24 protein-coding genes, 1 pseudogene and 1 riboswitch are annotated in these 26254 nt (G+C 64.4%); of the genes and pseudogenes, 18 read left to right on the forward strand and 7 right to left on the reverse strand.

The genetic code is table 11. From position 1 onward, the window contains the following. The first annotated feature begins 180 nt into the window (after positions 1–180). Positions 181–2136 (forward strand): alpha/beta hydrolase family protein, encoded by a 1956-nt coding sequence (locus NZK81_RS14260; RefSeq protein WP_260046813.1) that lies wholly within the window; start codon positions 181–183, stop codon positions 2134–2136. Positions 2137–2155: 19 nt separating this feature from the next. Here NZK81_RS14260 and dapA read toward each other — a convergent pair whose 3' ends face one another. Further along, a complete protein-coding gene (gene dapA, locus NZK81_RS14265) occupies positions 2156–3031 on the reverse strand; it encodes a 4-hydroxy-tetrahydrodipicolinate synthase (protein WP_260046814.1) in 876 nt (291 codons plus the stop codon). A gap of 102 nt (positions 3032–3133) precedes the next feature. On the opposite strand from dapA, the gene NZK81_RS14270 reads away from it, so the two are divergent. The 3 genes from NZK81_RS14270 (at position 3134) to NZK81_RS14280 (ending at position 7144) form a co-directional block, all read left to right on the forward strand. Continuing rightward, complete coding sequence (locus NZK81_RS14270) at positions 3134–5101, forward strand: lytic transglycosylase domain-containing protein (RefSeq protein ID WP_260046815.1); 1968 nt, start codon at positions 3134–3136, stop codon at positions 5099–5101. 66 nt (positions 5102–5167) lie between these two features. Next, positions 5168–5653 (forward strand): transcription elongation factor GreB, encoded by a 486-nt coding sequence (gene greB / locus NZK81_RS14275; RefSeq protein ID WP_260046816.1) that lies wholly within the window; start codon positions 5168–5170, stop codon positions 5651–5653. Positions 5654–5761: 108 nt separating this feature from the next. Continuing rightward, positions 5762–7144: an aromatic ring-hydroxylating oxygenase subunit alpha gene (locus NZK81_RS14280; RefSeq protein ID WP_260046817.1), complete on the forward strand. Its 1383-nt coding sequence runs from the start codon at positions 5762–5764 to the stop codon at positions 7142–7144. A 48-nt stretch (positions 7145–7192) separates the two neighbouring features. Here NZK81_RS14280 and NZK81_RS14285 read toward each other — a convergent pair whose 3' ends face one another. Continuing rightward, positions 7193–7957 (reverse strand): COG4705 family protein, encoded by a 765-nt coding sequence (locus tag NZK81_RS14285; RefSeq protein WP_419181689.1) that lies wholly within the window; start codon positions 7955–7957, stop codon positions 7193–7195. On the opposite strand from NZK81_RS14285, the gene NZK81_RS14290 reads away from it, so the two are divergent. After that, positions 7926–8057, forward strand: coding sequence for a hypothetical protein (locus tag NZK81_RS14290; RefSeq protein WP_260046819.1), 132 nt, complete (start codon positions 7926–7928; stop codon positions 8055–8057). The two genes, NZK81_RS14285 and NZK81_RS14290, sit on opposite strands and share 32 nt — an antisense overlap. A gap of 63 nt (positions 8058–8120) precedes the next feature. Here the strand turns inward: NZK81_RS14290 and sthA are convergent, their stop codons facing one another. Further along, positions 8121–9515, reverse strand: coding sequence for a Si-specific NAD(P)(+) transhydrogenase (gene sthA / locus NZK81_RS14295; protein WP_260046820.1), 1395 nt, complete (start codon positions 9513–9515; stop codon positions 8121–8123). A 238-nt stretch (positions 9516–9753) separates the two neighbouring features. On the opposite strand from sthA, the gene NZK81_RS14300 reads away from it, so the two are divergent. The 7 genes from NZK81_RS14300 (at position 9754) to NZK81_RS14330 (ending at position 16283) form a co-directional block, all read left to right on the forward strand. Then, a complete protein-coding gene (locus NZK81_RS14300) occupies positions 9754–10734 on the forward strand; it encodes a TauD/TfdA dioxygenase family protein (protein WP_260046821.1) in 981 nt (326 codons plus the stop codon). Positions 10735–10778: 44 nt separating this feature from the next. Next, positions 10779–11300: a TPM domain-containing protein gene (locus tag NZK81_RS14305; RefSeq protein ID WP_260046822.1), complete on the forward strand. Its 522-nt coding sequence runs from the start codon at positions 10779–10781 to the stop codon at positions 11298–11300. A 45-nt stretch (positions 11301–11345) separates the two neighbouring features. Beyond that, positions 11346–11846, forward strand: a complete 501-nt coding sequence (locus NZK81_RS14310) for a hypothetical protein (protein WP_260046823.1) — start codon at positions 11346–11348, stop codon at positions 11844–11846. Positions 11847–11922: 76 nt separating this feature from the next. Continuing rightward, a complete protein-coding gene (gene rlmN, locus NZK81_RS14315; RefSeq protein ID WP_260046824.1) occupies positions 11923–13185 on the forward strand; it encodes a dual-specificity RNA methyltransferase RlmN in 1263 nt (420 codons plus the stop codon). A 139-nt stretch (positions 13186–13324) separates the two neighbouring features. Further along, positions 13325–14107: an enoyl-CoA hydratase-related protein gene (locus tag NZK81_RS14320; RefSeq protein WP_260046825.1), complete on the forward strand. Its 783-nt coding sequence runs from the start codon at positions 13325–13327 to the stop codon at positions 14105–14107. 64 nt (positions 14108–14171) lie between these two features. Further along, positions 14172–14277, forward strand: a riboswitch (SAM-I-IV-variant riboswitch). A gap of 37 nt (positions 14278–14314) precedes the next feature. Next, positions 14315–15235 carry a homoserine O-succinyltransferase gene (locus NZK81_RS14325; RefSeq protein WP_260046826.1) on the forward strand — a complete coding sequence of 307 codons (921 nt, stop codon included), beginning with the start codon at positions 14315–14317 and terminating at the stop codon, positions 15233–15235. Between the two features lie 163 nt (positions 15236–15398). Next, positions 15399–16283, forward strand: a complete 885-nt coding sequence (locus tag NZK81_RS14330; RefSeq protein WP_260046827.1) for a diguanylate cyclase — start codon at positions 15399–15401, stop codon at positions 16281–16283. A gap of 52 nt (positions 16284–16335) precedes the next feature. Here NZK81_RS14330 and NZK81_RS14335 read toward each other — a convergent pair whose 3' ends face one another. The 3 genes from NZK81_RS14335 to NZK81_RS14345 form a co-directional block, all read right to left on the reverse strand. Further along, positions 16336–16803 (reverse strand): pyridoxamine 5'-phosphate oxidase family protein, encoded by a 468-nt coding sequence (locus NZK81_RS14335; protein WP_260046828.1) that lies wholly within the window; start codon positions 16801–16803, stop codon positions 16336–16338. Then, positions 16803–17309, reverse strand: a complete 507-nt coding sequence (locus NZK81_RS14340) for a nuclear transport factor 2 family protein (RefSeq protein ID WP_260046829.1) — start codon at positions 17307–17309, stop codon at positions 16803–16805. The genes NZK81_RS14335 and NZK81_RS14340 overlap by 1 nt, the downstream gene beginning before the upstream one ends. A gap of 61 nt (positions 17310–17370) precedes the next feature. Then, positions 17371–18549, reverse strand: a complete 1179-nt coding sequence (locus NZK81_RS14345) for an FAS1-like dehydratase domain-containing protein (RefSeq protein WP_260046830.1) — start codon at positions 18547–18549, stop codon at positions 17371–17373. 276 nt (positions 18550–18825) lie between these two features. On the opposite strand from NZK81_RS14345, the gene NZK81_RS14350 reads away from it, so the two are divergent. From NZK81_RS14350 to NZK81_RS14375, 6 genes are all read left to right on the forward strand, one after another. Next, positions 18826–19620: an SDR family oxidoreductase gene (locus NZK81_RS14350; RefSeq protein ID WP_260046831.1), complete on the forward strand. Its 795-nt coding sequence runs from the start codon at positions 18826–18828 to the stop codon at positions 19618–19620. Between the two features lie 412 nt (positions 19621–20032). Beyond that, the gene (locus NZK81_RS14355; protein ID WP_260046832.1) at positions 20033–21796 is read left to right on the forward strand and encodes a PHA/PHB synthase family protein; all 1764 of its coding nucleotides are present in this window, start codon (positions 20033–20035) and stop codon (positions 21794–21796) included. Between the two features lie 4 nt (positions 21797–21800). Further along, on the forward strand, positions 21801–23219 hold the full coding sequence (locus NZK81_RS14360) for a bifunctional enoyl-CoA hydratase/phosphate acetyltransferase (RefSeq protein ID WP_260046833.1): 1419 nt from the start codon (positions 21801–21803) through the stop codon (positions 23217–23219). Beyond that, positions 23216–24406, forward strand: coding sequence for an acetate/propionate family kinase (locus NZK81_RS14365; protein WP_260046834.1), 1191 nt, complete (start codon positions 23216–23218; stop codon positions 24404–24406). The genes NZK81_RS14360 and NZK81_RS14365 overlap by 4 nt, the downstream gene beginning before the upstream one ends. A 176-nt stretch (positions 24407–24582) precedes the next feature. Then, the gene (locus NZK81_RS14370; RefSeq protein WP_311202096.1) at positions 24583–25650 is read left to right on the forward strand and encodes a phospholipase A; all 1068 of its coding nucleotides are present in this window, start codon (positions 24583–24585) and stop codon (positions 25648–25650) included. Between the two features lie 155 nt (positions 25651–25805). Further along, on the forward strand, positions 25806–26132 hold the full coding sequence (locus NZK81_RS14375; RefSeq protein WP_260046835.1) for a UrcA family protein: 327 nt from the start codon (positions 25806–25808) through the stop codon (positions 26130–26132). A gap of 12 nt (positions 26133–26144) precedes the next feature. Here NZK81_RS14375 and NZK81_RS14380 read toward each other — a convergent pair. Continuing rightward, positions 26145–26254 (reverse strand): annotated as a pseudogene (locus NZK81_RS14380) (IS630 family transposase); the annotation flags it as partial.

Below are 26254 nucleotides of genomic sequence, written 5' to 3' on the forward strand. Positions count from 1 at the left end.
TTCGTATTGGCGACACACTGTTTACAACCCCGACAATCAAGGCAACCACGCAGCGAAATGCGACAAACGATGTCGAGACCGGAGGATTAAATCCCTGAAAACCCCTGCAAAGGACTTGCCATAATCGGAGCCTAGGCAAAGACTTACGGAAATCCGGCAAAGACTTAGGGGGGTAAGCGGGTGTCCAGTTTCGTGCGGCCAGTGTGTTCTGCGCTGGCGCTTGTCGTCGCATCTCTTGCCGTGCCGTCTCAGGCGAAGACCGCCACCGATATCCCGCTGGAAGCCTACGGCGATCTGCCAACGGTGGAAGACATCGCCCTTTCTCCAGACGGGACGAAGCGCGCCTCGATCCGCAACTTCAAGGGCACGTTGCGGCTGATCGTGATGGACGACAAGGACAACGTGCTCGCCAATGCCTCAGCCGGTACCAGCAAGGTGCGCAGCGTACGCTGGGCAGACGATTCGACCATTCTCGTCACCAACACGGCAACCGTTTCGCTCGGTCCTTACTTCGCCGCGTCGAAGTATGAACTGACCGGCACGATCATCGTCCCGCTCAACATCGACCAAAAGCCCGAACTGGTCTTCTCGAACCGACGCAACATCGCGGATACCACGCGGGGGGCCTATGGCATCCGCCGTATCGGTGGCAGGACGGTCGGCTATTTCGGGGGCATCGCACTGGATACCGGAATTGGCGGCGCTCAATTCCGGCATGGTCGCACGACGCTCTATGCCGTCGAGCTTCCCGACAACAGGGCACATCAGGCCGCCCGAGCGCCCGCAGAAGACCATTACCGCGACTGGCTCATCGATGCTGCGGGCAATGTCGCGATCACGCTCGACATAAACAACACCAACGGCAAATGGATCATCGAGAACGCGCAGGGCCAGGAACTTGCACGCGGTGTCGACCCTACCGGCGACATGGGTCTGATCTGTTTCGGCCAGGACGGCGCAACGATCATCTATTCGGTCAGGGACGACGACGAAGTCGACCACTGGTACGAAGTACCGCTGGCCGGTGGCCAGGCGACCGAATTCCTGCCCGACATCGCCATCGAGCGGCTCTACATCGATCCCGCGAGCAACAAACTGCTGGGTTATCGCAAGAACGACGAAAGCGGCGAGACGGTGATGTTCGATCCACTCGCCCAGTCCGCACTCAAGCGAATCTTCGCAGCTTTCCCGAACCGCAACGTGCGCCTGATCGACTGGACCGAGGGCTTTCGCAAGGTCGTGCTGCGAACCGACGGCAACGGCGACAGCGGCACCTGGTATCTCGTCGACGTGACCAACCGCCGCGCCGACCCGATCGGCTACGAGCGCCCGGCGATCTGGGGCGAAAACGTCGGCCCGATCTCCCGTGTCGAATACACGGCCACCGACGGACTGGAACTGGACGGCGTGCTCACCCTGCCGCCGGGGCATGAAGCCAGAAACCTGCCGATCGTCGTGCTGCCCCACGGCGGCCCCCGCGCCGCCGACGAAGTCGGCTTCGACTGGTGGGCGCAGGCTTTCGCGTCGCGTGGCTATGCGGTCTTCCAGCCCAATTTCCGCGGCTCGACCGGACGCGGCGATGCCTTGCGCAATGCCAGTTACGGCGAGTGGGGCCGCAAGATGCAGACCGACATCTCCGACGGCCTCGCCGAACTGGTCAAGCGCGGCATTGCCGATCCCAAACGTGCCTGCATCGTCGGCGCCAGCTACGGCGGCTACGCGGCGCTTGCCGGGGTGACGCTGCAACATGGCCTGTACCGCTGCTCGGTCGCAGTCGCCCCGGTTGCGGACATCGACATGTTCTTCGACAACCGCATGTACGAAACCGGCCGCTCGCACATGGCCCGAAATTCCTGGCGCGAGGAACTGGGCGATCCCAAGCACTACGACGAAGTCTCACCGCGCAAGCATGCCGCCGAGGCCGACGCCCCGGTCATGCTGATCCACGGCAAGGACGACACGGTCGTCCCCTATCGGCAAAGCGTGGTGATGGCGGATGCGCTCAAGGACGCAGGGAAGCCCTACGAGTTGGTCACCCTGAAGGGCGAGGACCACTGGCTCTCGCGCAGCGAAACGCGCCAGCAGATGCTCGAAGCCGCCATGGTCTTCGTCCAGAAGCACAACCCGGCGGACTGATCGACCGCCGGAACCTGCGTCAGAGCAGGCCGGCGTGGACCAGCGCCTCGTCGACCGCGGCGCGTGCCTTGGCATTGCAGGCGACGACCGGCAGGCGCACTTCCTCCGTCATCCAGTCGAGCACGCGAGACATCGCGTACTTGACCGGCCCCGGCGAGCAGTCGGCGAACATGGCCCGATGCAGCGGGTGCAGCCTGTCGTTCAGGGCACGCGCGCCAGCCATGTCGCCCGCAGCGCAGGCTGCCTGGAAATCGGCACAGAGCCGGGGCGCAACATTGGCCGAAACCGAAATGCACCCCATGCCGCCATGGGCGAAATGGGCCAGCGCGGATTCATCGCAGCCGGAAAGCTGGCAGAAGCTCTCACTGATGGTCCGGCGATAGTCCGAAACCCGCGCGATATCGCCGGTCGCATCCTTCATGCCAACGATGCGCGGCAGCTCGGCCAGCCGCACAATGGTCTCCAGCGCCAGATCGACGATCGAGCGGCCGGGAATGTTGTAGAGCACGATCGGAATGCCGATGGCATCGTGGATGCACTTGAAATGCTGGAACAGGCCTTCCTGGTTCGGCTTGTTGTAGTAGGGCGTGACGACCAGCACCGCATCGGCGCCGGCTTCCTCGGCATGGCGGGCGAGCATGACGGCGTCGGCCGTCGAATTCGACCCCGCTCCGGCGATCACGGGAACCCGGCCAGCGGTCACCTCGATGCACACGTCGGTGATGAGCATGTGCTCTTCAAGGCTGATCGTCGGTGATTCGCCGGTGGTGCCGCAGGGAACCAGCGCGGCTGAGCCGTTCTCGATCTGCCACTCAACCAGGCGGCAGAAAGCCGGCCGGTCGAACGCTCCGTCGCGAAACGGTGTGACAAGTGCCGGTATGGACCCCGAGAACATGGACTTTACCCCTGCTGACGTTCAATTATCGGGCCCGTCGGGGACCATCCCCTTCTGCATCGGCCTTTACGTTCAGCGCCTGATAAGGAGCCTCTTTCCAAAATGTCCAGCGTGTTGCGCAAATCTGCCCTGATCCTGACCGTTTCCGTAACGGGTATCGGCGCGCCTGCCTGGGCGCAGGACGGCCGTGAATGGGACGTGGCGCGCGCCCGTGCGCTGCAGCGACACGAAATGACCGTCCACCAATCGGTCGACCGCTGGAAAATGCTGGTCGCCAACGATCGGCAGGATTTTTCCACGTATTCCAGCTTTCTGCTGACTTTCCCCGGCTATCCGCAGGAAGAGAAGATTCGCGGATTCGCCGAAAGGGCGCTGTTGGGCGAATCTCCCGATCCGCAGACCGTCATCGCCTTTTTCGATCGCTTCCCGCCGCTCAGCAGTGAAGCCGCCGGACGCTACGCCACCGCGCTGGCCGCCGTGCGCCGGTTCGACGCGCGCGACAAGGCCGTCGCCGCCTGGCGCGGAGGCAGCCTGGCGCCCAACGCCGAAGCCACCCTGCTCTCCCTCTATCGGGACCAGTTGACCCCGGCGGACCACGATGCCCGCATGAACGCCCTGCTCTGGCAGGGAGAAACCGATCAGGCCGAACGGCAGATCTCCTTCGTTTCCGCGGGCAAGCGCAATGTCTTCATGGAGCGGCTGGCCCTGCTCCAGGGCTCGGCGCCGGGCAGCCTCGGCCTTGCCCTTCCCTCCAACGTCACGGGCGACCCCGGCTACGTCTACAATCGCGCGGTCCAGGCACGCAGGTCGGGACGTCTCGGCGATTCAATCTCAATGCTCGTCAATCGCCCCCTGCTGCGCGAACCCGTTCCGGAGCCCGAGAAGTGGGTGAAGGAGCTGCTTGCCGCCGCGCGCGGCGCCGGCGCCGATGCCGCGGTCAAGATCGCCAGTTCGATCGACGACGCCTTCGAGCCGGGCACCGACATCAGCCAGCAATCCTATCGCCTGCGCGACGACTATACCTCGCTGGTGTGGCTGGGAGGCACCAAAGCCCTGTGGACGCTCGACGACCCGCGCAGCGCCGCGCCGCTGTTCTACCGCTATGGCGCCGCCGCGCAAACGCCGGGCACGCGGTCCAAGGGGTTCTACTGGGCCGGACGCGCACTGGCGCAGGCGGGCGATACCCAGGGCGCCAATCGCTATTTCGAAATGGCGGCGCAGTATCCCCAGTATTTCTATGGCCAGCTGTCACTCGAACGCCTTGGGCGTCCGCTGCCGAACCTCGACACCACGCCGCAGGCGGTACCTACGAAGGCAGAGCGCCAGGCCTTCCTGAGCAAGCCGATCACCCATGCGGTGCGCGACGTCGCGCTCCATAACGACTGGCGAACCACCGTCCGGTTCTTCCGCGAAATCAGCGACCAGGCACAGAGCGAGGCGGACCACGTTCTTGTCGCCGACCTCGCAAGGGAAATCGGCAGGCGCGATCTCGCGGTGATCCTCGGCCAGAGCGCCCATGCCGACGGCTTCGGCGAATTCGGCGAAATTTCCTATCCGCTGATCCCCACGCCGCCCGGCACGAACTGGACCATGGTCCACGCCATCACCCGGCAGGAAAGCCAGTTCGCCCAGAATGCGATGAGCCATGCCGGCGCGCGCGGGCTGATGCAGCTCATGCCGGGCACCGCGCGCGAACAGGCGGGCAAGATGGGGCTGCGCTACGATTCCCCGGCGCTGACAGGCGATGCCTCCTACAACATCCGTCTGGGCGACGGCTATTTCGCGCGCATGATGGACTACTACGGCGGTGCCACGCCACTGGCCGTGGCCGCCTACAACGCAGGACCCGGCAACGTGAACAAGTGGCTGCGCGCCAATGGCGATCCGCGCACCGGCGCGGTGGACTGGATCAGGTGGATCGAGATGATCCCGATCTACGAAACCAAGAACTACGTCCAGCGCGTGCTCGAAAACGCGGTGGACTATGAAGCGATATACCCGGACAAATCCGACTATAAGGGGCCGAACAAGCTCACCCGCCTGATGCCGGGCAAGCGCAGCCCGGGCTGATGCCCGGCTGCCCCCGAGCGGCAAGAGAGGTTCAATTGGCCCCCAAGGTGCATTAGGGACGCGGCCATGAAACCCGTCGCCCCTCCCATCACCCCGGCAGGCATGGCTGCCCTGCGCGCCCGTTACGATCATCTGCTGGGCAAGGAACGCCCCGAGATCGTGGAAATCGTGTCGTGGGCCGCGGGCAATGGCGACCGTTCGGAGAACGGCGACTACCTCTATGGGCGCAAGCGCATGCGCGAGATCGACCGCGAGCTGGGCCATCTGGCTCGCCGGATGAAGAAGCTGCGCGTGATCGATCCCGCACGGCAGGAAGAGCGCGGCAAGGTGTTCTTCGGCGCCACGGTCGAACTTGCCGACGAGGACGATGAACGCATCACCGTGACCATCGTCGGCGACGACGAACAGGACGCCTCGGCCGGACGGATCGGCTGGAGCGCCCCGCTCGCCCGCGCCCTGCGCGGCGCGGCCATCGGCGACCTGCGCACCGTGCGCCTGCCTTCCGGCGAGAAGGAATGGGAAATCATGGCCATCGAATATCCCCGCAGCTGACAGTTTTGCGTTTGATCAAAGTTCCGCGCGCCCTCTCGGCGCTACGCCCCCGTCAGTAAACATCGTTGTTGATTAGCAACGCCGGCAAAACCTGACGGGAGCGGTGTCATGAACGAATTCAGCAAGCTCGAGGCAGCCACGGAAGCGACGCCGGAACCGGTCGTCATTCCGGTCGAGGCCTATATTTCAGAGAATTACGCCCGCACCGAGCGCGACAAACTGTGGCGCAAGTGCTGGCTGCAGGCCGGCCGCGTGGAGGATCTGCCCGAGGTCGGCAGCTACATCACCTACGAGATTCTCGACGATTCGGTGCTGATCGTGCGCGTTGCCGAAGGCGATGCCGCGAACGGCGCGGAGGGCAAGATCAAGGCCTACCGCAACGTGTGCACCCACCGCGGCCGCCGCCTCGTCGACACCCCCAAGGGCGAGCGCAATGCCCACGGCCAGCGCATGAATTTCGTCTGCGGCTTCCACGCCTGGACTTTCGAGCTGGACGGCAAGGCCAGCTATATCCAGTCGAAGGAAGACTGGGGCCCGAAGCTGTGCGACGAAGTGACCCGGCTTGGCGAAGTGAACATCGACACCTGGGGAGGCTTCGTGTGGATCAATCTCGATCCCGAAGCCGAGCCGTTGCGCGACTACCTTGAACCCGCAGCCACCATGCTCGATCCCTTCCAGCTCCAGAACATGCGCCCGCGCTGGCGCAACTGGACGGTGTTCGACTGCAACTGGAAGGTCGCGCTCGAAGCCTTCAACGAGACCTACCACGTGCCGGGCACGCACCCCGAATTCACCGAGTTCGGCGACTTCACCGGTTGGGGCCGCCCGCAGGGCAAGCACAGCCATATCGGCTACGACACCGGCGAAGGCCCCAAGGAAAACGCCTCGAAGCTGCGCCTTGGCGCGGGCGATCCGCGCACCACGACGGCGGTGATGCAGAAGTACACCTGGGAAGGCGTCAACACCAACACCACCAAGACGCTGGTGGACGTGGCGCAGACCCTGCCCGATGTCCTGCCTGAAGGCACTTCGGCGGCCGAAGTGCTGCGCTACTGGCTCGAAACCTCGCGCAAGATCGATGCGGAACGCGGCGTGGTCTGGCCCGAGGTCGATCCTGCCCATGTCGCGGCCAGCGGCACTTCGTGGCAAATCTTCCCCAACCAGCAGATCGGCCACGCGGTGAACAACATGCTCTGCTACCAGGCGCGGCCCTACGGCTACAATCCGGACAAGTGCATCTTCGAAGTCGCAGTCTACGAGCTCTATCCCGAAGGCGAAGAGGCCGACACCCAGTGGCAATATGCCGACCCGGCGGACTTCCCCCACGTGCTGCTGCAGGACTTCTCCAACATGGCGGCGGTTCAGCAGGGCATGAAGATGGGTGGCTATGCCGGCAACATGCCCAACCCCAAGGCCGAAGGCGCGGTGATCAGCCTGCACCGCAACCTCGCCCGCTACATGGGCACGGGCGAGCCGAAGGAACTCGGCTGAATATCGGCAAGCCCCGCACCTGTACCGGCAGACGCGGGGTTTGCCTGTTCAGGCTACCGCGACATGGCGCCCCGCGCGTTGCGGCAGAACCACGATCAGCAGGATCATCGCAGCGCCGAGCGCCATCGACGCCATCGGACGGCTGAGATCAAGCCCGCCATGGGCAAAAGGCTTGTCGAGGAAATCACCCACCGTCGCACCGAGCGGACGGGTGAGGATAAAGGCGCTCCAGAACAACAGCACGGGGCTCGTACGCGTCGTCTTCCACAAGACCACGAGGGCCAGCAGCAGCCCGCCGAACAGCATCGCCCCGCCCAGATAGCCGAAACCGCCATCGTCGGCAGCCCAATCGCCGACCGCGGTGCCCAGCGTCTGGGAAAACGTGATCGTCAGCCAGTAGAACACCTCGGACCGGGGCGTGCCGACCGTTTCCACCGAAACGGACCCCAGAACCGCCTTCCAAACCGCCAACGAAACCGCCACACAGCCGGCCAGCAGCAAAGCGCCGCCCGGATAGCCGATGCCCAGCGAACGCGTCGCGAAATCGGCCATGGTCGTACCGGCCGTGGTCGAGGCAACGATGGTCGCCCAGTACAGAAAGGGATAATATTGGCGCGCGCGGATTTGCGCTGCCACCAGCGTGAGCAGGGGCACCACGAAGATCGCCGTGCTGACGAGGTATCCCATGTCGTAACTCATCGATAGGGTATCGCCGCCGGTCTCGCCCAGCGTGGTCGCAAGGATCTTGATGACCCAGAACCCGAGCGTCACCGCCGGGACCTTGGCCATCGCAGAAGAAGCGCTTTCGTTCATCATCAACCTTCCGATCGTCGCATCGCGGCACGGGCCGGGCATGACCATGGACAACCAGCCTGCACAGCAGGCCCAGACCGAATACCGCTTCAGGCGATGAGACGCCGCCGCCGGGCACGACCCGCAGCTTCAGATGTGTCAGGTAAACTGCGGCCCGGCGCGCTCAGCGCGCCATGCGGTTCCAGGCGTCGAGCGCGGCGATCTTGTAGGCTTCGGCGAGCGTCGGGTAGTTGAAGGTATTCTCGATGAAATAGTCGATCGTGCCCTTCAGGTTGAGCACGGCCTGCCCGATGTGGATCAGCTCGGTCGCCCCCTCGCCGATGATGTGGACGCCCAGCAGGCGGCGGGTCTTGTTCGAGAAGATCATCTTCATCAGCCCCTGCTCCAGCCCCATGATGTGGCCGCGACTGGTTTCGCGGAAGCGTGCGATGCCGGTCTCGTAATTGATGCCCCGGTCACGTACTTCCTGCTCGCTCATCCCCACGGTCGAAATCTCCGGTACCGCGTAGATACCGTAAGGGAAAAACGCCGGCGCCGGCGGCAGCGGAAGGCCGAAGGCATGGCAGGCGGCGATGCGTCCCTGCTCCATCGAGGTCGAGGCAAGGCTGGGAAAGCCGATCACATCGCCCGCGGCGTAGATGTGCGCGACGTCGGTCTGGTAAGTCTCGGGATTGATCGAGAGGCGCCCGCGCACATCCGTAGTCAGGCCGCAATTGTCCAGGCCTAGATCTGCAGTCGCGCCCATCCGGCCGGCACAGTAGAGCAGCATGTCGGTACGTACCACACGCCCGTCCCTGAGCGTGGTCAGAACGCGCCCGTCCGCGCCCTTCTCCACTTTGTCCACCGGTGCGCCGAGCCGGAAAGCCACCCCGCGATCGCGCAGCTGATGGACGAATTCATCGATGATCTCGCGATCGACGAAATCCAGAAAGCTCGTACGCGGCTCGATCACGGTCACCGCCACATCGAGCGCCGAAAAGATCGTTGCGTATTCTATGCCGATCACCCCTGCCCCGACGACGGTCAGCGAGCGCGGCAGGCGCGGAACGTCGACCACCTGATCGCTGTCCATGATGTCGGGATCGGAAAAGTCGATGTTGTCGGGATGGAACGGCACCGTCCCCACCGCGATCAGGAAGCGCTCGCCCTCCACGATCAGTTCGCTGCCGTCGGGCGAAGTCACCACCAGCCGGTTCGCATCGAGAAAGCGCGCAAAGCCCGCCATGGTGGAAACGCCGTTGCGCAGGAACTGGTGCTCCAGCACGTCGACTTCGTAATCGAGCGTCTTGCCGAGACGGATCGACAGGTCCTGGCTGCCGATTTCCTTCTTCACCCGGTAGGATCGGCCATAGAACCCGCGCTCGCGCCAGCCGGACAGGTTCAGCGCCGTCTCGCGCAGGGTCTTGGAAGGGATCGTCCCGGTATGCACCGAAACACCCCCGACCTTCATCCGCCCCTCGATCACGAGAACGGACTTGCCCAGTTTCGCAGCCTGAATCGCCGCGCGACGGCCCGAAGGCCCGCTGCCGATAACGACGAACTCGTAACGCCCCGTCATGTCTGCCTCCGGAAGCCGTGCCGGCCGTTTGACCGGGCCCGTCCCTCTCCTCCGTGAGCCGGCAGAGTGTGCGGTCTGCTGCGCTGCAACGCAACAAGGATATGCACGTGTTCCAAACTTTTCGCTTGGCTGGGAGACACGGCGGGCGGCAATATGATAAGCGTGCTTAGTTTTAACTGACGGATGCCGGCCGAACGCTCGGAAAAAGCGCATCCGCGCTGTGAACGGGATGATGGGAATGACTGGAATTGTCGTAAAGGACCTGGACGAGAAGCTAAGCTTCGGCGCTGCGGTAGAGGGCCTCGATTTCGAAGCATTGGCCGACGAGAACGTCCGCCAGCAACTGCGGGACCTGTTCGTGGATCGCGGCATGATCGTGTTCCGCGACGTGGAGCCCAGCGCCAGGATGCAGGTCGCGCTCAGCAAGGTTTTCGGCCCGCTCAAGGACCACCCGACCACGACCACCCCGCGCGACGAGGAAACCGGCGACGCCGCCGAAGGCGTGATCGACATGCACTACCGCCCCAGCGACGACGTCGCCAGGGGCGAAGGCCTGGTGGAGATGAACGGCGAGGTGATCGCCCGCTACTCGCCATGGCACTTCGACCACTGCTACAACGACGAACTCAACTACGCCGGCGTGCTGCGCGCGCCGATCAACGCGCCGGTCGGCGGGCGCACCGGGTTCATGGACGGCATCGAACTCTACCGCCAGTTCCCCGGGGACCTGCTCGAGAAGATCGAGGGCAAGAACGTGATCTACACGCTCGACACCCGCCTCTCGACGATGAAGTACGGCGTCAACTTCACCCCGCTGACCGAGCATTCGACCACGCCGCAGCTCCTCAAGGAAGCCGCCAGGTTCCCGCGCGCCATGCACCCCGCCATCTGGACCCGCGAGACCGGGGAGAAGGTCCTCCACTACGGCCCGTGGATGGCTGTCGGCCTGGAGCACCACGAGGACCCGGAAGGCGACCGCATGCTCGACGAGGTGGCAAGGGAGATCAACCGCCGCGGCGAAGGCACCAGCGCCTACTGGCACCAGTGGAAGCCCACCGACATGGTGATCTGGGACAACCACCGCATGCTCCACGCGGTCGAAGGCTGCGATGCCAAGTACGAACGCCAGACCCTGCGCACCACGATCAAGGGCGACTATGGCCTGGGCTATTTCGAGGACGGCAAGAAAGTCGGCGAAGTCGAACGCGAGATCGCCTGATCCGGCCGTTGACGTAAGTCCAAAGACGCGGGAAAGCTGTTTTCATGAAGCAGCCTTCCCGCATCCTGCTGGCCATTCTTCCGCTCCTGCTGTTGGCTGGAGGTTGCGGCGGTGGCGCAAACCAGGCCTCGGCAGCGGCGAGCAGCCAATCGGCAAGCGATACACTGCGCCTACAGGGCCGTGTCACCGATGCGGCAAACATTCTTGCTGCGGATGTCGAAAGACGATTGTCGGCCCGGCTGCAAAGACTTGAGGAGGCGACCGGCCATCAAATGGTTGTCGTCACAACGCCGTCACTCGGTGGTGAAGATATCGCGACCTATACGCGCGCGCTCGGCAATCGCCGGGGCGTAGGCCGCAAGGACTACGACGATGGCATCATCGTCCTGATCGCGCCTCAAGAACGTAAGACCCGGATTGCTGTCGGCTACGGCCTTGAGAAGGTGCTGACGGATGCAGCTTGCGCCGAGGTGATCCGGGACGACATGATCCCGCACTTTCGCAAGGGTAATTTTGCCAGCGGCGTCGAAGCGGCGGTCGCTTCGCTGTCGGCGAAACTCTCCTGAAACGTTTGCGGAGACGCCATTTCGTGCCATGAGCCCTCGATAGTCATGCGCAGGACATTCACGATCTTCGCCGCCTTTGCTGCCCTCGCCACCTGCACCGGCGTGGCGCAGGCGCGCGACAGCCTTGGCCTCTACGGCGGCTGGGGGGCTTTTCGCGATCCTCTGGTGCCGCGCTGCTATGCCATTGCCATGGCGCTTCCGAGCACGCTGCATCGCGATTACCAGCCCTATGCCTCCATCGGGACCTGGCCCAAGCGCTCGGCACGCAACCAGGTGCATTTCCGCCTTTCGCGCAAGATGGCCGAAGGAGCGCAGATCGTGCTGCGCATCGGCGCCGAGCGCATCGAACTGACCGGCGGCGGCGGCGATGCCTGGCCCAGGGACGACCGCGACAATGCCGCCATCGTCGCGGCCATGCGATCGGCCACCCGCATGACGGTCTATTCGCGCGATGAAAAAGGCCGGCGGTTTTCCAACACCTGGCCGCTCGCCGGCGCGGCCTCCGCCATGGACGCCGCCGCGATCGGCTGCGCGCAATTGCGCTGATTCGGACGCTATTGATGAGCGCAAGAATCCTGCGCTCTTCCGAAATGCTCCGGCTTGCACTATATGGGCCCCAATCATGTCAGACACGAAACTCATGCCGATCCCGGGGCACATCGACCCCGTGCCCGTCCCGCGCGACGTAACCCCGCGCGAGGATGGCCGCGTCGATCTTATCGGCCTACCCAAGAAGCGCATTGCCGAGCTGTTCGAAACGGCCGGGCTCGATGCCAAGGCGGCCAAACTGCGCGCCAAGCAGGTGTTCCACTGGCTCTACCACCGCGGCGTCACCGATTTCGAGGCGATGACCGACATTGCCAAGACCATGCGCCCCTGGCTGGCCGAACGCTTCGTGATCGGCCGCCCGGAGGTGGTCGAGGCCCAGCACTCCAGCGACGGCACCCGCAAGTGGCTGCTGCGCACGGCGGACGGGCATGACTTCGAGATGGTCTTCATCCCCGATGCGGACCGCGGCACGCTCTGCGTTTCCTCGCAGGTCGGCTGCACGCTCAACTGCCGTTTCTGCCACACCGGCACCATGCGCCTCGTGCGCAACCTGACGGCGGGCGAGATCGTCGGACAGGTCATGCTCGCGCGCGATTCGCTGGGCGAATGGCCCAAGTCCGGCCAGGCGGACCTTGCCGCACTGGACGACGATCTGGTCGATGATGACGGCGGCTACTCGGCGGACGGACGCCTGCTCACCAACATCGTGATGATGGGCATGGGCGAGCCGCTCTACAACTTCGACAACGTGCGCGATGCGCTCAAGCTGGTGATGGACGGCGACGGCCTTGCCCTGTCCAAGCGCCGCATCACGCTGTCCACTTCGGGCGTGGTCCCCCAGATGGATCGGTGCGCCGAGGAAATCGGCGTCAATCTGGCCGTCTCGCTCCACGCGGTGACCAAGGACGTGCGCGACGAGATCGTCCCGATCAACAAGAAGTACGGCATCGAGGAACTGCTGCAGGCCTGCGCCGACTACAAGGGCGCCAGCAATGCCCGGCGCATCACCTTCGAATACGTGATGCTGAAGGACAAGAACGACAGCGACGAGGACGCGCGCGAACTGGTCCGCCTCATCAAGCACTACAAGCTGCCGGCCAAGGTCAACCTGATCCCGTTCAACCCCTGGCCCGGCGCGCCTTACGACTGCTCGACGCCCGAGCGGATCAAGTCCTTCTCCAACATCGTGTTCGAGGCGGGCATTTCCGCCCCGGTGCGCACCCCGCGCGGGCGCGACATCGATGCGGCTTGCGGCCAGCTCAAGACCGCCGCGGAAAAGAAGAGCCGCGCCGAGCTGGAACGCCTTTACGCAGAAAAGGAAAAGGCGCTGGGCTGACGCCCCTACCGACTGGCGCCTCCTATCGGCCCTCCCAAGCGCCCGATGGCGTTGACACATATCCATTGAACATACGGCATTGCGCAAGCGGCCCTCATGATAATAGACATGTGTCAAACACAATGCGGGGGTAGAGGAAATGACGGCACGCGACGTGCTGGTGGTGGCGCACGATGGCGTGATGACGATCACGCTGAACCGGCCCGCCAAGCTCAATGCCATGACCGCCGGAATGCACGCGACGATGCACGAAGCGTTCGAGCGACTTGCCGCCAACCCGGACCTGCAGATTTGCATCGTACGCAGCGCATGTGCCCGCGCATTCTGCGTGGGTAGCGATCTCGCCGCCTTCGATCCCGAGCGAGGGCTGCCATATGCCGAGACGGGCTATGCCGGCCTTGCCGAACGCTACGACCTCGACAAGCCGGTGATCGCCGTGGTCGACGGTCTCTGTCTTGGCGGCGGTTTCGAATTCGCGCTGGCCTGCGACCTCATCGTCGCGACCACCCGCGCCAGCTTCGGCCTGCCCGAGCCGCGCCGCGGCATGATCGCACTCGCCGGCGGCATCCACCGGCTCGTGCGGCAGACGGGAATGAAGCAGGCCATGCTGCCCCTGTTGACCGGTGCCCCCGTCAGTGCCGAGGAAGCCTATGCCATGGGCGTCGTCAGCAAGCTTGTGGCTCCCGAAGCACTCGACACGATGGTCGAGGCGATCTGCGCGCAGATCCTCGCCAATGCCCCGCTAGCCGTGCGCGCGACCAAGGCGCTGGCAGAGTGGAGCATCGACCAGCCCGGTCTGGCCACCGCGATCTCCGGGCAGCAGGACCATCCCGCCTTCCGGCGCTGGATAGGATCCGAAGACGGGTGGGAAGGCATCCGCGCCTTCGTCGAAAAGCGCGCGCCGGTCTGGAAAGGACGGTGAACGAACCACGCCGTCCGGCCTGCATGGCCGCCATTGCGCAACACCGCAAAGCGGCGTAAGGCGCTCACAGCATCAAGAGTTGGGGCGACGCCCAACGCCAACCTGCCGATCCGGGCAAGGTGGCACTCCGCAAGGAGGATGTGGCCGAGCCGGCAAGCAAACGGATCAAGCCACGCAGCGTCGTCTCCGCAGCAAGGACTACGCAACGTGCCCGTCAAGATTCCGGACGAACTTCCCGCACGGCAGACGCTGGAGAGCGAAGGCATTATCGTGATGGGCGAAACCGATGCGGTGCGCCAGGACATCCGCCCTCTGCGGATCGGATTGCTCAACCTCATGCCGGACAAGGTGGTCACGGAAACCCAGCTGGCCCGGCTGCTGGGCGCGACACCGTTGCAGATCGAGCTGACCCTGGTGCGGATCAGCGATCACGTTTCCCGCAACACCTCTCCCGATCACATGGCCGCCTTCTACCGCCCGTGGAGCGAAGTGCGCCCGGAGCGCTTCGACGGTTTCATCGTCACCGGCGCCCCGGTCGAGCGCTTGCCGTTCGAGGACGTAAGCTACTGGCGCGAACTGCAGGACATCTTCGACTGGACCCAGACGCACGTCCATCACTGCCTGACGATCTGCTGGGCTGCGCAGGCTGCGCTTTATCATTTCCACGGCGTTCCCAAGCGCACATTGGCGCAAAAGGCCTGGGGCATCTTCCCCCACAGGAACCTGGATTGCGGATCGCCCTATCTGCGGGGATTCTCGGACACTTTCCCAGTTCCCGTGTCGCGATGGGCAGAAGCCTGCAACAGCGTGCTCAAGACGGTTCCGGGCCTGCAGCTGCTCGCGGCCAGCGAGGAGACCGGCCCCTGCCTCGTCGACGATCCCGATCGCCGGATGCTCCACATGTTCAATCACTTCGAATACGATACTGGCACCTTGGCCAAGGAATTCACGCGAGACGGAAGCGAGCAGATTCCCTCGGGCTATTTCCCCGACGACGATCCTTCGCAGGCGCCCCGCAACCGCTGGCGCAGTCATGCGCATCTGTTTTTCGGAAACTGGATCAACCACATCTACCAGACGACGCCCTTCGACACGTCCGCGATAGGTTCACAAGCCGTGGCAGCCTGAGATTGGAACCCGCGCAAAAAGCGCGCCATTGCGAACCGCAGGCAATCATATGAAAACGAATTGGCGCTACATCGCGTGACGTGACGCAACGCCCTTTCAAAAATCGCCCGGCCCGTATGGGGAACGGCAAGGCGCTGCGATCTTGCCTCCGGGAGCAGACCGAATGAATGCAAATCTGATGCGCGCGGCGCTGGTCCAGCTGGATCAGGCACTGTTCAATCACGACCAATGGGCCGAGGCGATAAACCAGACGCTGATCTGCCGCCTTCCCTTCGACGAGCGCGACGTCGCCGCGGATGCGCACAGGCACTGCAGATTCGGCCAATGGTATTACGGAACGGGTGCCGCATCCCTACAGGATCATCCCGGCTTCGCCGAGATCGCCATAGAGCACGAGCGAATGCATCAGCTGGCCTCGGGCTTGCTGCGCTCGACAAGCGACGGCACAGCCCCGCCGCTCGGCGAATATGAACGCTTCCTCGCAGCCCTGAAGCGCATGCGGCTCGAAGCTCTCACCATGAAGCACGAACTCGAGGAATCGATCCGCAACCTCGATCCGCTGACCGGCACGGAAAACCGCACAAGCATGCTGCCGAAACTGCGCGAGCAGCTGGAGCTGGTCAAACGCAAGGTCCATCCCTGCGTCGTTGCAATGCTGGATATCGACCACTTCAAGTCGGTCAACGACCAGAACGGTCATATGGCAGGCGACGAAGTCCTCAAGGCTTTCACGCGACTGACCATTGCCGGACTGAGGTCTCACGACAGGATCTTTCGCTATGGCGGCGAGGAATTCCTGGTCTGCGCACCCGGGGCCGACGTCGCGACGGCCGAAACGTTGCTCGAGCGGCTGCGCGCCGACTTTGCCTCGCATTCGTTCGCATTCGGCGGGCGGCCCGCGTTCCAGGTTACGGTGTCCTGCGGCCTGACGCTGCTCGACCCTGAACGGACCGTAGAAGATGCGATCGACCGGGCCGACAAGGCACTCTATGCGGCGAAAGCTGCCGGTCGAAATCAGGTGAAAGTCTGGACGACGGCCATGGCTTGACGGCAAAGCGGGCGCTCCATCCGCCGACTTTGCCGTGCCGACGGCAGGAAATTCACGGCCCCTTGCCGCTCAGCTTGGTGTGATCCCACGAGACCACCTTCTCGGGCTCGACCGCCACGACCACACGCTTTTCCGCCATCCGGGCGCTCATCGATCGCAGTTGTTCGGGTGAAAGTCCGGGAAAGTGGTGGCCGATCAGCACTTCCATCAGTTCCCCGCGCCGGGGCTGGTCCGCGATGATCTCGGCCCTGCCGTTGATCGAGACGCCGCGCAGCGTGTCGTACGTCGTGCCGTCTTCCGCCAGCACCGCAAGACGCGGATCGCGCTGCAGGTTCACGACCTTTTGCGAGGTTCCATAGGTCTCGAACAGGATGCGCCCCTCGTGCGCGACGAACCATACAGTGGTGAGATGCGGCGCGCCGTCCTTGCCGATGGTCGCGACCTGCAGGTTCTGCTGCCGGTCCATGAACGCGACGATCTCCTCATCGGACATGCGGATCGCGTCGCGTTGCTTGGCCATCAGGTGATCGCTTTCAGGAAGTTGAGCCTCTCCTCCCGAGCTTCGGCATGCAGCGCGACAAGGTCAAGCCGGAAGACCATGTCCTCCATCGGCGTCTGCACCCTGGGATTGCCGGTCCAGTACACCACGCGGCACACGCGCCTGGCGATGCGCCAGCCATCGGCGGTGCGAACGAGCTGATCGTCGTAATAGCCGGTGCCGTCCCACACCGGCGGATCGCCCGCCGCGTGACGGATCAGCCGCCAGCTGCCGTAAGTATGCGCCGAAGCCGTATCGCCATCCACTTTGACGAGGTGGTTGGTCATAACGTGCTGGGTGGCGTCGAACAGATCGTGGAATGTGCCGAAGTCGGTCTTGAACGCCTCGCGCTCCCGCCAGCTCGAGGTCGGGCCGTAATCGACATCGCAATCGGGTGTGAAGATACGGTCGAACAGGTCCCAGCGACGGGTGTCCATGGCGAACCCGTAGAGGTTCAGGACTTCGATGATGTCTTCGCGATCGGCCATGCGCTCTCCCTTTTCGCATTGGCTGGACGGCGAGGCACGAGGCCTCGCCATTCGCTTAATGTCAGACGGGCAGCGAGACCGTTGCCGTGCCCTTGAGGATCGTCGCGCCCTCCTGCGTCGTCATCTTCGACTGTACGGTAACGACCGGCATGCCGAAGGGCGAGGTCTCCTGCTTGTCGATCACTTCGCAGTCGATGTAGGTCACGTCGCCTTCGAAGGCGGGGCTGCGGAACTGCGTCTTGGAATGCCAGATGTAGCCGTCGTGGCCCGCCCAGTAGGCAATGGTGTCGACGTGCCAGGCATTCATCGACGAGCCATAGCCATAGACGCCGCCCATGCCGACCTTCTCGCCCTTTTCGGCGTTGATGTGGCCGGAGGACGGACCGTGGAACAGGCCGTCGCCGTGGCGCGGATCGATCTTGCGGGCCTCGAAGTCGTAGGTCATGTCCTCGCCGAAACCGGCATCCTCGGTCGCCGGATCGTAAGTGCCCTCAGGCACGTTCCAGCGCCAGGTGCCCCAGATGTTCTGCCGGTGCGCGCGGCATTCGAGCGCGAAGGTCACGCGGCTGTGCGGGCCGATCACGCGGCGCGGCAGCTTGTCGCCGACCTGCACATCGCCGAAGCGCGGCGAGATGCCCTCGCGGTTGGACTTGATCCACTGCAGGCGCAGCTTCGCGACTTCTTCCAGTTCGGACTGGGTCCACAGCTTGGGCGGGACGTTGCCCTTGTCATAGACCTTGCGCTTGGCCGCTTCGTCCACGAGGTAGCGAATCGAGGTCGCCCGCTCCTTGGCGACGAGCGCGCCGTGCTGGTTGCGGTGGACGGTATCGCCGTCGGCAAACATGGTCGGCCCGGCAAAGGCGGTGTCGGTCACCTTGTAGCCGGCGAAGCTGCGCTCCTGCGTCAGCTTGTCGCCGGGGCGGACGGGGTTGCCGTAGAACCACCACTCCTCGCCCGCGAAGATCAGGTGCGAACCCGGGATCTTGCCGACGCACGAGGGGTGGCAGCCATGGCCATAGTCCATCGCCACCGTGAAGCTCTGCGGCGCAACGATGCCGCCGAACTTAGAGCTGCGGGCAAACTGCTCGTCCCAGTGCAGCGGGTTGGCATAGTCCATCGCCTGCACCCAGCGGCGGATGTCCGTCGCGTTGCACGGATCCCAGAACTCGGCGAAAATTACCGGCTTGCCGACCCACTTGTCGACATCGCTCGTATCCAGGGTCACGTCACCTTCGGCCATGGTTCTCTCCACTCCTGCGGCCCGGTTGCATGCGGTGCCGCTTGTGTCTCAACAATGCTGCGCTGTTTCGACGCTGCATCCAAGGCGCGCCTGCCCGTAGGCGCAAGCCCATCGTCAATCGGTGCAAGCCGGATTGCCGTCTCGGAACAGCACCGGGGCGTGGCGGTCCGCTCGAGCGATACTTGCACCCTGCAAGCATCCGCATTTCGACAATCTCGTACCGGTTGGGCTAGCGAGGCCTTCAATTCGATTCGCCAGATGCGGGAGACTTCGCCAATGAAAATCGACAACACCATCGCCGCTATCGTCACCGGCGGTGCCTCGGGCCTCGGCCGCGCCAGCGCCCAGGCGCTTGCGGATGCCGGCGTGAAGGTCGCCATCTTCGACATCAACGACGAAGCCGGCGAAGCGTTCGCCAAGGAAATCGGCGGCGTCTTCTGCAACGTCAACATCATGGACGAGGAAAGCGTCGAGGCCGGTTTCGCCAAGGCGCGCGCGGCCAATGGCCAGGAACGCATCGTCGTGCACTGCGCTGTCGTCGCCGGCGGCGGCAAGACCGTCTCGTGGGACAAGAAGAACAACTGCTACAAGCGCACCGCCACCGAGCAGATCGCCAAGTCGGCCGAAGGCATCTTCACTGCCTCGTACCGCATGGCCTCGATCGCGGCGCTGGGCATGGCCAATGCCGAGCCGCTCAACGACGACGGTGAGCGCGGCTGCATTATCTTCACCTCCTCCGCCGCGGCGCAGGACGGCCAGATCGGCCAGGTCGCCTACGGCGGCGGCAAGGGCGCGGTGAACGCCATGGTCCTGCCGATGGCGCGCGACCTCATGGATCTGGGCATCCGCGTCAACGCGATCATGCCGGGCACCTTCGCCACCCCGCCGATGCTGCGCGTCAAGGAAATGGCGCCGGAAGTGTTCGAGGGTCTGGGCAAGGCCGTCCCCTTCCCGCGCCGCCTCGGCAAGCCGGAAGAGTTCGCCAGCCTCGTGATGGAACTCTCGCGCAACACCTACTTCAACGGCCAGTGCATCCGCCTCGACGGCGCGATCCGCATGCCCCCGAAGTAAGCGCAAAGACATAACGAATTTCGAAAGGGCTGTGCCGCGAGGCACGGCCCTTTTTCATGCGCCCGCGCCACCCACGACGAATATCAGCCGGAAACGGCACCCCACGCCCTGCCGCACGGCATGGTCGTCTGACCGAACACAATGTATATTCGGCAGCGCAAACATGGACATAACCGAACGCGACTCGGTTATGAATTCTGCATACGAGGACCATCTGCGCCCCGCACAGCCCCCTCCTCCCGCACTGGCCCGGCCACGATCCCGACGATGGCCCGCAATCTTGACCGACGTCATGGTTTCGGCACCGCCGCGGTGCGAACGGAACGGCCATTCCCAAAATGTCGCAGGCGACATCGCCCGGCAACACGGCGGTGCCATCTTTGAGGGCATCGAGAACAGCGGAACCTGAACATTGACGAACACGAACACGGACCAAGCGCAGCCTACCGATCCGCTGGACGGCATCACCGAAACACTCGACCGGGCCGCCGCCGCGGCCATCGCACGGATGACCGACGGCCTGTCCCCGGCAACCCTGCTTCTGGCAGCAACCGACTGGGCGGTGCATCTGGCCAGTTCGCCGGGCAAACAGCTTCAGCTTGGCGCGAAACTGACGCGCAAGTACATGCGCCTGCTCGACTACATGGCACGCTGCAAGCAGGATCCCGAGGCCTGCCACGCCATCGAGCCGTTGCCGCAGGACCGGCGCTTCGCCGATCCTGCCTGGGATCAGCCGCCGTTCAACTTCATTGCCCAGTCCTTCCTGCTGAACCAGCAATGGTGGCATGCGGCGACGACAGGGATTGGCGGGGTAACCCGGCACCACGAAACGGTGATGGAGTTCAGCGCGCGGCAACTGCTCGATCTTCTGGCGCCGACCAACTTCATCGCCACCAACCCCGTGCTGCAGCAAAGGATCGTGGAGACCGGGGGCAAATGCCTCGTCGATGGCTTCCAGCATTTCCTCGAGGACGCACAGCGCCAGTTCCGGGGTGAACCGCCGATGGGCGCGGAAGATTTCAAAGTCGGCGAGGATGTCGCCGTCACCCCCGGCAAGGTCGTCTGGCGCAACCAGCTTATCGAACTGATCCAGTACGAGCCGACTACCGAAACGGTCCGCCCCGAGCCGGTGCTGATCGTGCCGGCCTGGATTATGAAATACTATATTCTCGATCTCTCGCCGGAGAACTCGCTCGTCCGCTGGCTGACCGGCCAGGGCTATACGGTGTTCATGATCTCCTGGCACAATCCGACCAGCAAGGACCGCAACCTCGGGCTCGACGACTATCTGAGGCAAGGACCGATGGCCGCTCTGGACGCGGTTACCGCCATTACCGGCGCCAAGAAGGTCCACGCCACGGGCTATTGCCTCGGCGGCACGCTGCTGTCGATCGCGGCAGCGGCCATGGCGCGCGACGGCGACGAACGACTGGCGAGCGTCACGTTGCTGGCGGCGCAGACCGAATTCAGCGAACCGGGCGAGCTGGGACTGTTCATCGACGAGGCGCAACTCAACATCCTGGAAAACATGATGTGGAGCCGCGGCTATCTGGACAGCAGCCAGATGGGCGGAGCCTTCCAACTCCTGCGTTCCAACGACCTCGTTTGGTCGCGCATGCTCAAGACCTATCTGATGGGCGAACGCGAGCCGATGATCGACCTTATGGCCTGGAACGCGGATGGCACGCGCATGCCCTATGCCATGCACAGCGAATATCTGACCGAGCTGTTCCTTCACGACGATCTTGCCGAAGGCCGCTTCAAGGTCGACGGACGCACGGTCGCGCTGAGTGACATCCGTTGCCCGCTGTTCGTCGTGGGGACCGAGCGCGATCACGTCGCGCCGTGGAAATCGGTCCACAAGATCCACTTGCTCACCGAGACGCAGATCACCTTCGTGCTGGCAAGCGGAGGGCATAACGCGGGCATCGTTTCCGAACCCGGCCACGATCACCGGCGCTATCAAGTCCTGATGCGCAAGGAAGACGGCAAGTCGCACGATCCGGAGGCATGGCAGGAACTCGCCCACAAGAAGCAGGGATCGTGGTGGCCCGAATGGAGCCACTGGCTGGACGCCCATTCGGGCGAACCCACCGCGCCCCCGCCGCTCGGCGCACCTGACAAGGGGTACCCGGCGATTGCCGACGCTCCCGGCCGCTACGTGCTGGAGAAATAGCCGCATGACCGAAGAGATGATCGAGAACCGGACCTTCGACGAGATCAAGGTCGGTGACACGGCAAGCGTGACCCGCACGCTCTCCAACAAGGACATCCAGCTCTTCGCGCTGGTTTCCGGAGACGTCAATCCGGCGCATGTCGACGCCGAATTCGCGCAAAGCGACTTCTTCCGCCGCATCATCGCCCACGGCATGTGGGGCGCCGGACTGCTCTCGGCCGTGCTGGGAACGGAACTGCCCGGGCCGGGCACGATTTATCTCGGGCAGTCGCTGCGATTCCTGCATCCGGTGGGACTGGGCGATGCCATCACCGCGACGGTGACTGTGACCGAGAAGCGGGCGGACAAGCACATCCTCGTGCTCGACTGCCGCTGCGACAACCAGAAGGGCGAGACGGTCATCGCCGGCCAGGCCGAAGTCATGGCCCCGACGGAAAAAATACGCCGCCCGCGCGTCGCCCTGCCCGACATACGGCTGGCCGACCACCATGCCTACCACCGCCTGATCGATGCCGCTGCGGGAGAGCCCGTGCCCACGGCCGTCGCCCACCCGTGCTCGGCATCGGCGCTGACCGCCGCCGTCGAGGCGGCCGAGGCGGGGCTGATCGAACCGCTGCTCGTGGGCCCCGAAGCCCGCATCCGCGCGGCGGCCGAGGAAGCCGACAAGGACATTTCGCCGTTCCGCATCGTCCCCGCCCTGCACAGCCACGACGCCGCCGAGAAGGCAGTCGGCCTCGTGCGGACGGGAGAGGCCGCACTTCTGATGAAAGGCTCGCTCCACACCGACGAGCTGATGGGCGCGGTGGTCTCCCGCGTGAGCGGGCTGCGCACCGAGCGGCGGATCAGCCATGCCTATGTCATGGACGTGCCGGGCCATACCGATCCGCTCATCATCACCGATGCCGCGATCAACATCGCGCCCGGCCTGATGGAAAAGGCGGACATCATCCGCAATGCCATCGATCTGGCCCACGTCATCGGCATTGCCGAACCGAAAGTCGCGATCCTTTCGGCCGTGGAGACGATCAATCCCGCCATCCCGACCACGCTCGAAGCCGCCGCGCTGTGCAAGATGGCTCACCGGGGGCAGATCACGGGCGGCTTGATCGATGGCCCGCTCGCCTTCGACAACGCGATCAGCGAAGCGGCGGCGAAAGAAAAGGGCATCGTCTCGCCCGTCGCCGGCAAGGCCGAAATCCTCGTCGTGCCTGATCTAGAGGCCGGCAACATGCTGGCCAAGCAGCTGACCTTCCTCGGCGGTGCGGACGCCGCCGGCGTGGTGCTGGGCGCGCGCGTGCCGATCATCCTCACCAGCCGGGCGGACAGCCTGCGCACGCGCCTCGCCTCCTGCGCAATCGCCGCCATGCTGGCCCGGGCATCGACCTTAGCCGCGCCGGGCCTGCCCGAGGGCGCACCGGCATGAAGGCGATCGTCAGCCTCAATTCCGGTTCCTCCAGCATCAAGTTCGCTCTCTTCACGCTCGATCACGAGCACGTCCCGACGCTGTCGGCAGGCGGCAAGATAGAGCGCATCGGCCTCTCCCCCTGCCTCGCGATCCGCGACGCGCATGGCACGGTGCTGCACGAGGAGGACTGGACCGACCGGGCGGACATGACCCATGCCGACTTGCTGGAATGGCTGTTCGACTGGGCGCTGTCGCATCTGGAAGGGCGCGAGGTCATCGCCATCGGCCACCGCGCGGTCCACGGCGGCACCGGTTTCGCCCGGCCCTGCCGTATCGACGACACCGTTCTGGCCGCGCTGGAAAAGCTCTGCCCGCTGGCCCCGCTCCACCAGCCGCACAATCTGGCCGCGATCCGCGCCATTGCCCGGATCGCACCGGACCTCACGCAAGTCGCCTGCTTCGACACCGCCTTTCACCACGACCGGCCCGCCGTTGCGACCCGCTTCGCAATCCCGCGCGCGCTGCACGATCAGGGTATCCGGCGTTACGGCTTTCACGGCCTTTCCTACGAATACATCGCCCGCCGCCTTGCCGAACTCGATCCCGAACTCGCCGCCGGCAAGGTGATCGCCGCGCATCTGGGCAACGGCGCCTCGCTATGCGCCATGGCCGACGGCAAGAGCGTGGATACGACCATGGGCTTCACCGCGCTCGACGGGCTGGTGATGGGCACGCGCTGCGGGGCGATCGACCCGGGCGTGATCCTCCACCTCGAGACGCAGCTGGGCATGGCGAGCGAAGAGGTGGAGCACCTCCTCTACAAGGAATCCGGCCTGCTCGGCGTCTCGGGCCTGTCCAGCGACATGCGCACCCTTTCGGCAAGCGAGCGGCCCGAGGCCGAGGAAGCCGTCGACCTCTTCGCCTGGCGCGCCGCGCGCGAGGCCGGGGGACTGACCGCCTCGATGGGGGGCATCGACGGTATCGTCTTCACCGCCGGTATCGGCGAAAACCATGCCGGCGTGCGCAGCCGCATCTGCAAGCGCCTGGAATGGCTGGGCATCGAACTGGATGAAGCCGCCAACACCGCCAACGCAGCCGTTATCAGCGCCGTAGGCAGCCGGGCTAAGGTCATGGTAATCCCCACAGACGAGGAGCGCATGATCGCCCTGCACACCCTCTCCGTTCTGTCCGGAACCGCGCCTTGACTTGTTTCTCTGCCCCCCACCCCCAAATTGCACGACGCCAATCGGCATCGCCGCGCAGGACCGCGCGCGCCCTTCTCCTCGCTGCCGTCGCCAGTGCGGCGCTGCCCAGCCCCGCCTGGGCACAGGATGCCGTCGAGATCCTGATAAGCCGCACCGATGCGCGAAACGCGGACGGCATGGCACCGGTGGAAATCCGGCTGCTCAATGCCGCGGACGCGCCGCAAACCGTCGACCTGCCCGACCGGGTGGAAGCCCGCTTGGAAACCGGCGGCGATGTGCAGCCCCTGTGGCTGGAGCGTGCGCCGGAAACGCCGCCAGCCGTTTCGGTCGCGCCCGGCGGCTTCGCATCTGCCCGCTATCTGCTTCCCGCCTCCGACATCGCGGAAGATGCCCTGCTCTCGGTGCCGGCCTGGGGCACACGGCAGATCGTGCTGGCGCCCGTCAGCACCCCTGATGCCCCGGAACTGGCCAACGCCGCCCCGCCCCTGCCGACACCAGACCCCGGCGACAAGACGATCGGGAACGCCTTCCTGGACAACCTTTCCGCCTACGAACCGATCTATGCAGTCTATGGTCCCGGGACCAATACCGAGGCACGCATCCAGTTGAGCCTCAAATACAAGCTCTTCGGCAAGCGCGCGCAGGAAGACCGCCCGCCCTCGCTGAAGGACGGCCTCTACTTCGCCTATACCCAGCGCATGTTCTGGGATCTCGGCGCCCATTCCTCGCCGTTCCGCAACATCGATTTCCAGCCGGAGGTCTTTTATCTGTCGCCTCCCGTCGGTCTCTCGCGCGAGGCAACGGTCAGCGGGCAGGTCGGGCTGCGCCACATATCCAATGGGCGGGCAGGAGACCTGTCGCGCAGCCTGAACACCATCTACGTCGCGCCGATGGCGGCCTTTTCGCTCGGCGACGGCTGGCGGCTGACTGCCGCGCCGCGTCTGTGGTTCTATGTCGGCGACTTGTCCGATAACCCCGATATCCGCCGCTACCGTGGCAATTCCGGATTGTTCCTGCAGATCGGCGAGGAAGACGGACTACGGCTTTCCACGACCACGCGTTTCAGCTTCTCCAGCGGCAAGGGGTCGTTTGCCGCAGACATGTCCTACCCCCTGCGCCGCATCCTCGGCGGCGGGCCGGACTTCTACCTCTTCGGGCAGAGCTTCGTGGGGTACGGTGAAAACCTGCTGGACTACGACGTGCGCACGACGCGCTTCCGCCTCGGCGTGGCTCTTGTCCGTTAGACAACGCGGGAACTTTTCCGTTCGATATGCGTTCTCGTGAGTATCGCGTAAAAGCGCGCAAGCTACGTTCCGAGCACACTAGAGGGGCCTGGGCAGCCATTTGCCGAGAGCCTCCGGGCACAATCGGGGCGCAGTCCAAATTGGGAGAGGAAATCATGACCAAGCCAGCAGTTGTCTTGCTTGCTGCAATCACCGCCTTTGCCGGCCTTGCTCCGAGTCAGGCCATGTCGCGCGTATATCTCAGCCAGACGGTCAAATATGCCGATCTGGACCTCAATCGCCCCAGCCAGGTTGCTGTGCTCGACCGGCGCCTGAACGATGCCGTCTGGGCCATCTGCGGCAAGCGCGGCATGCTCGGCATAGACGAATTCCACGACTGGCGCCGCTGCCTGTCCCAAGCGCGCGCATCGGCCAAGGAGGGGCGCGAGGTCGCGCTTGCGGGAACGAACCAGTCCTCGCCGCACGTGATCATCGAGAACTAGACTCTGATGACATTACGTTGATGCATATCCTGAGTTTCTGAGGTAGTTTGCGCATTCATTGGGCGGGAAGTCATCGAGCAGGGAGCCGATACGTCGCCATGTTGCTTCGACGGATCGTTCTG

The sequence above is a fragment of the Novosphingobium mangrovisedimenti genome (assembly GCF_025153475.1).
Taxonomy (GTDB): domain Bacteria; phylum Pseudomonadota; class Alphaproteobacteria; order Sphingomonadales; family Sphingomonadaceae; genus Novosphingobium; species Novosphingobium mangrovi_A.

Bases quoted from the DNA above. Each gene is read 5' to 3' on its own strand.
- dapA (WP_260046814.1), bottom strand. From the start codon at position 3,031: ATGTTCTCGGGGTCCATACCGGCACTTGTCACACCGTTTCGCGACGGA.
- NZK81_RS14270 (WP_260046815.1), top strand. From the start codon at position 3,134: ATGTCCAGCGTGTTGCGCAAATCTGCCCTGATCCTGACCGTTTCCGTA.
- greB (WP_260046816.1), top strand. From the start codon at position 5,168: ATGAAACCCGTCGCCCCTCCCATCACCCCGGCAGGCATGGCTGCCCTG.
- NZK81_RS14280 (WP_260046817.1), top strand. From the start codon at position 5,762: ATGAACGAATTCAGCAAGCTCGAGGCAGCCACGGAAGCGACGCCGGAA.
- NZK81_RS14285 (WP_419181689.1), bottom strand. From the start codon at position 7,957: ATGAACGAAAGCGCTTCTTCTGCGATGGCCAAGGTCCCGGCGGTGACG.
- sthA (WP_260046820.1), bottom strand. From the start codon at position 9,515: ATGACGGGGCGTTACGAGTTCGTCGTTATCGGCAGCGGGCCTTCGGGC.
- NZK81_RS14300 (WP_260046821.1), top strand. From the start codon at position 9,754: ATGACTGGAATTGTCGTAAAGGACCTGGACGAGAAGCTAAGCTTCGGC.
- NZK81_RS14305 (WP_260046822.1), top strand. From the start codon at position 10,779: ATGAAGCAGCCTTCCCGCATCCTGCTGGCCATTCTTCCGCTCCTGCTG.
- NZK81_RS14310 (WP_260046823.1), top strand. From the start codon at position 11,346: ATGCGCAGGACATTCACGATCTTCGCCGCCTTTGCTGCCCTCGCCACC.
- rlmN (WP_260046824.1), top strand. From the start codon at position 11,923: ATGTCAGACACGAAACTCATGCCGATCCCGGGGCACATCGACCCCGTG.
- NZK81_RS14320 (WP_260046825.1), top strand. From the start codon at position 13,325: ATGACGGCACGCGACGTGCTGGTGGTGGCGCACGATGGCGTGATGACG.
- NZK81_RS14330 (WP_260046827.1), top strand. From the start codon at position 15,399: ATGAATGCAAATCTGATGCGCGCGGCGCTGGTCCAGCTGGATCAGGCA.
- NZK81_RS14335 (WP_260046828.1), bottom strand. From the start codon at position 16,803: ATGGCCAAGCAACGCGACGCGATCCGCATGTCCGATGAGGAGATCGTC.
- NZK81_RS14340 (WP_260046829.1), bottom strand. From the start codon at position 17,309: ATGGCCGATCGCGAAGACATCATCGAAGTCCTGAACCTCTACGGGTTC.
- NZK81_RS14345 (WP_260046830.1), bottom strand. From the start codon at position 18,549: ATGGCCGAAGGTGACGTGACCCTGGATACGAGCGATGTCGACAAGTGG.
- NZK81_RS14350 (WP_260046831.1), top strand. From the start codon at position 18,826: ATGAAAATCGACAACACCATCGCCGCTATCGTCACCGGCGGTGCCTCG.
- NZK81_RS14360 (WP_260046833.1), top strand. From the start codon at position 21,801: ATGACCGAAGAGATGATCGAGAACCGGACCTTCGACGAGATCAAGGTC.
- NZK81_RS14365 (WP_260046834.1), top strand. From the start codon at position 23,216: ATGAAGGCGATCGTCAGCCTCAATTCCGGTTCCTCCAGCATCAAGTTC.
- NZK81_RS14370 (WP_311202096.1), top strand. From the start codon at position 24,583: ATGGCACCGGTGGAAATCCGGCTGCTCAATGCCGCGGACGCGCCGCAA.
- NZK81_RS14375 (WP_260046835.1), top strand. From the start codon at position 25,806: ATGACCAAGCCAGCAGTTGTCTTGCTTGCTGCAATCACCGCCTTTGCC.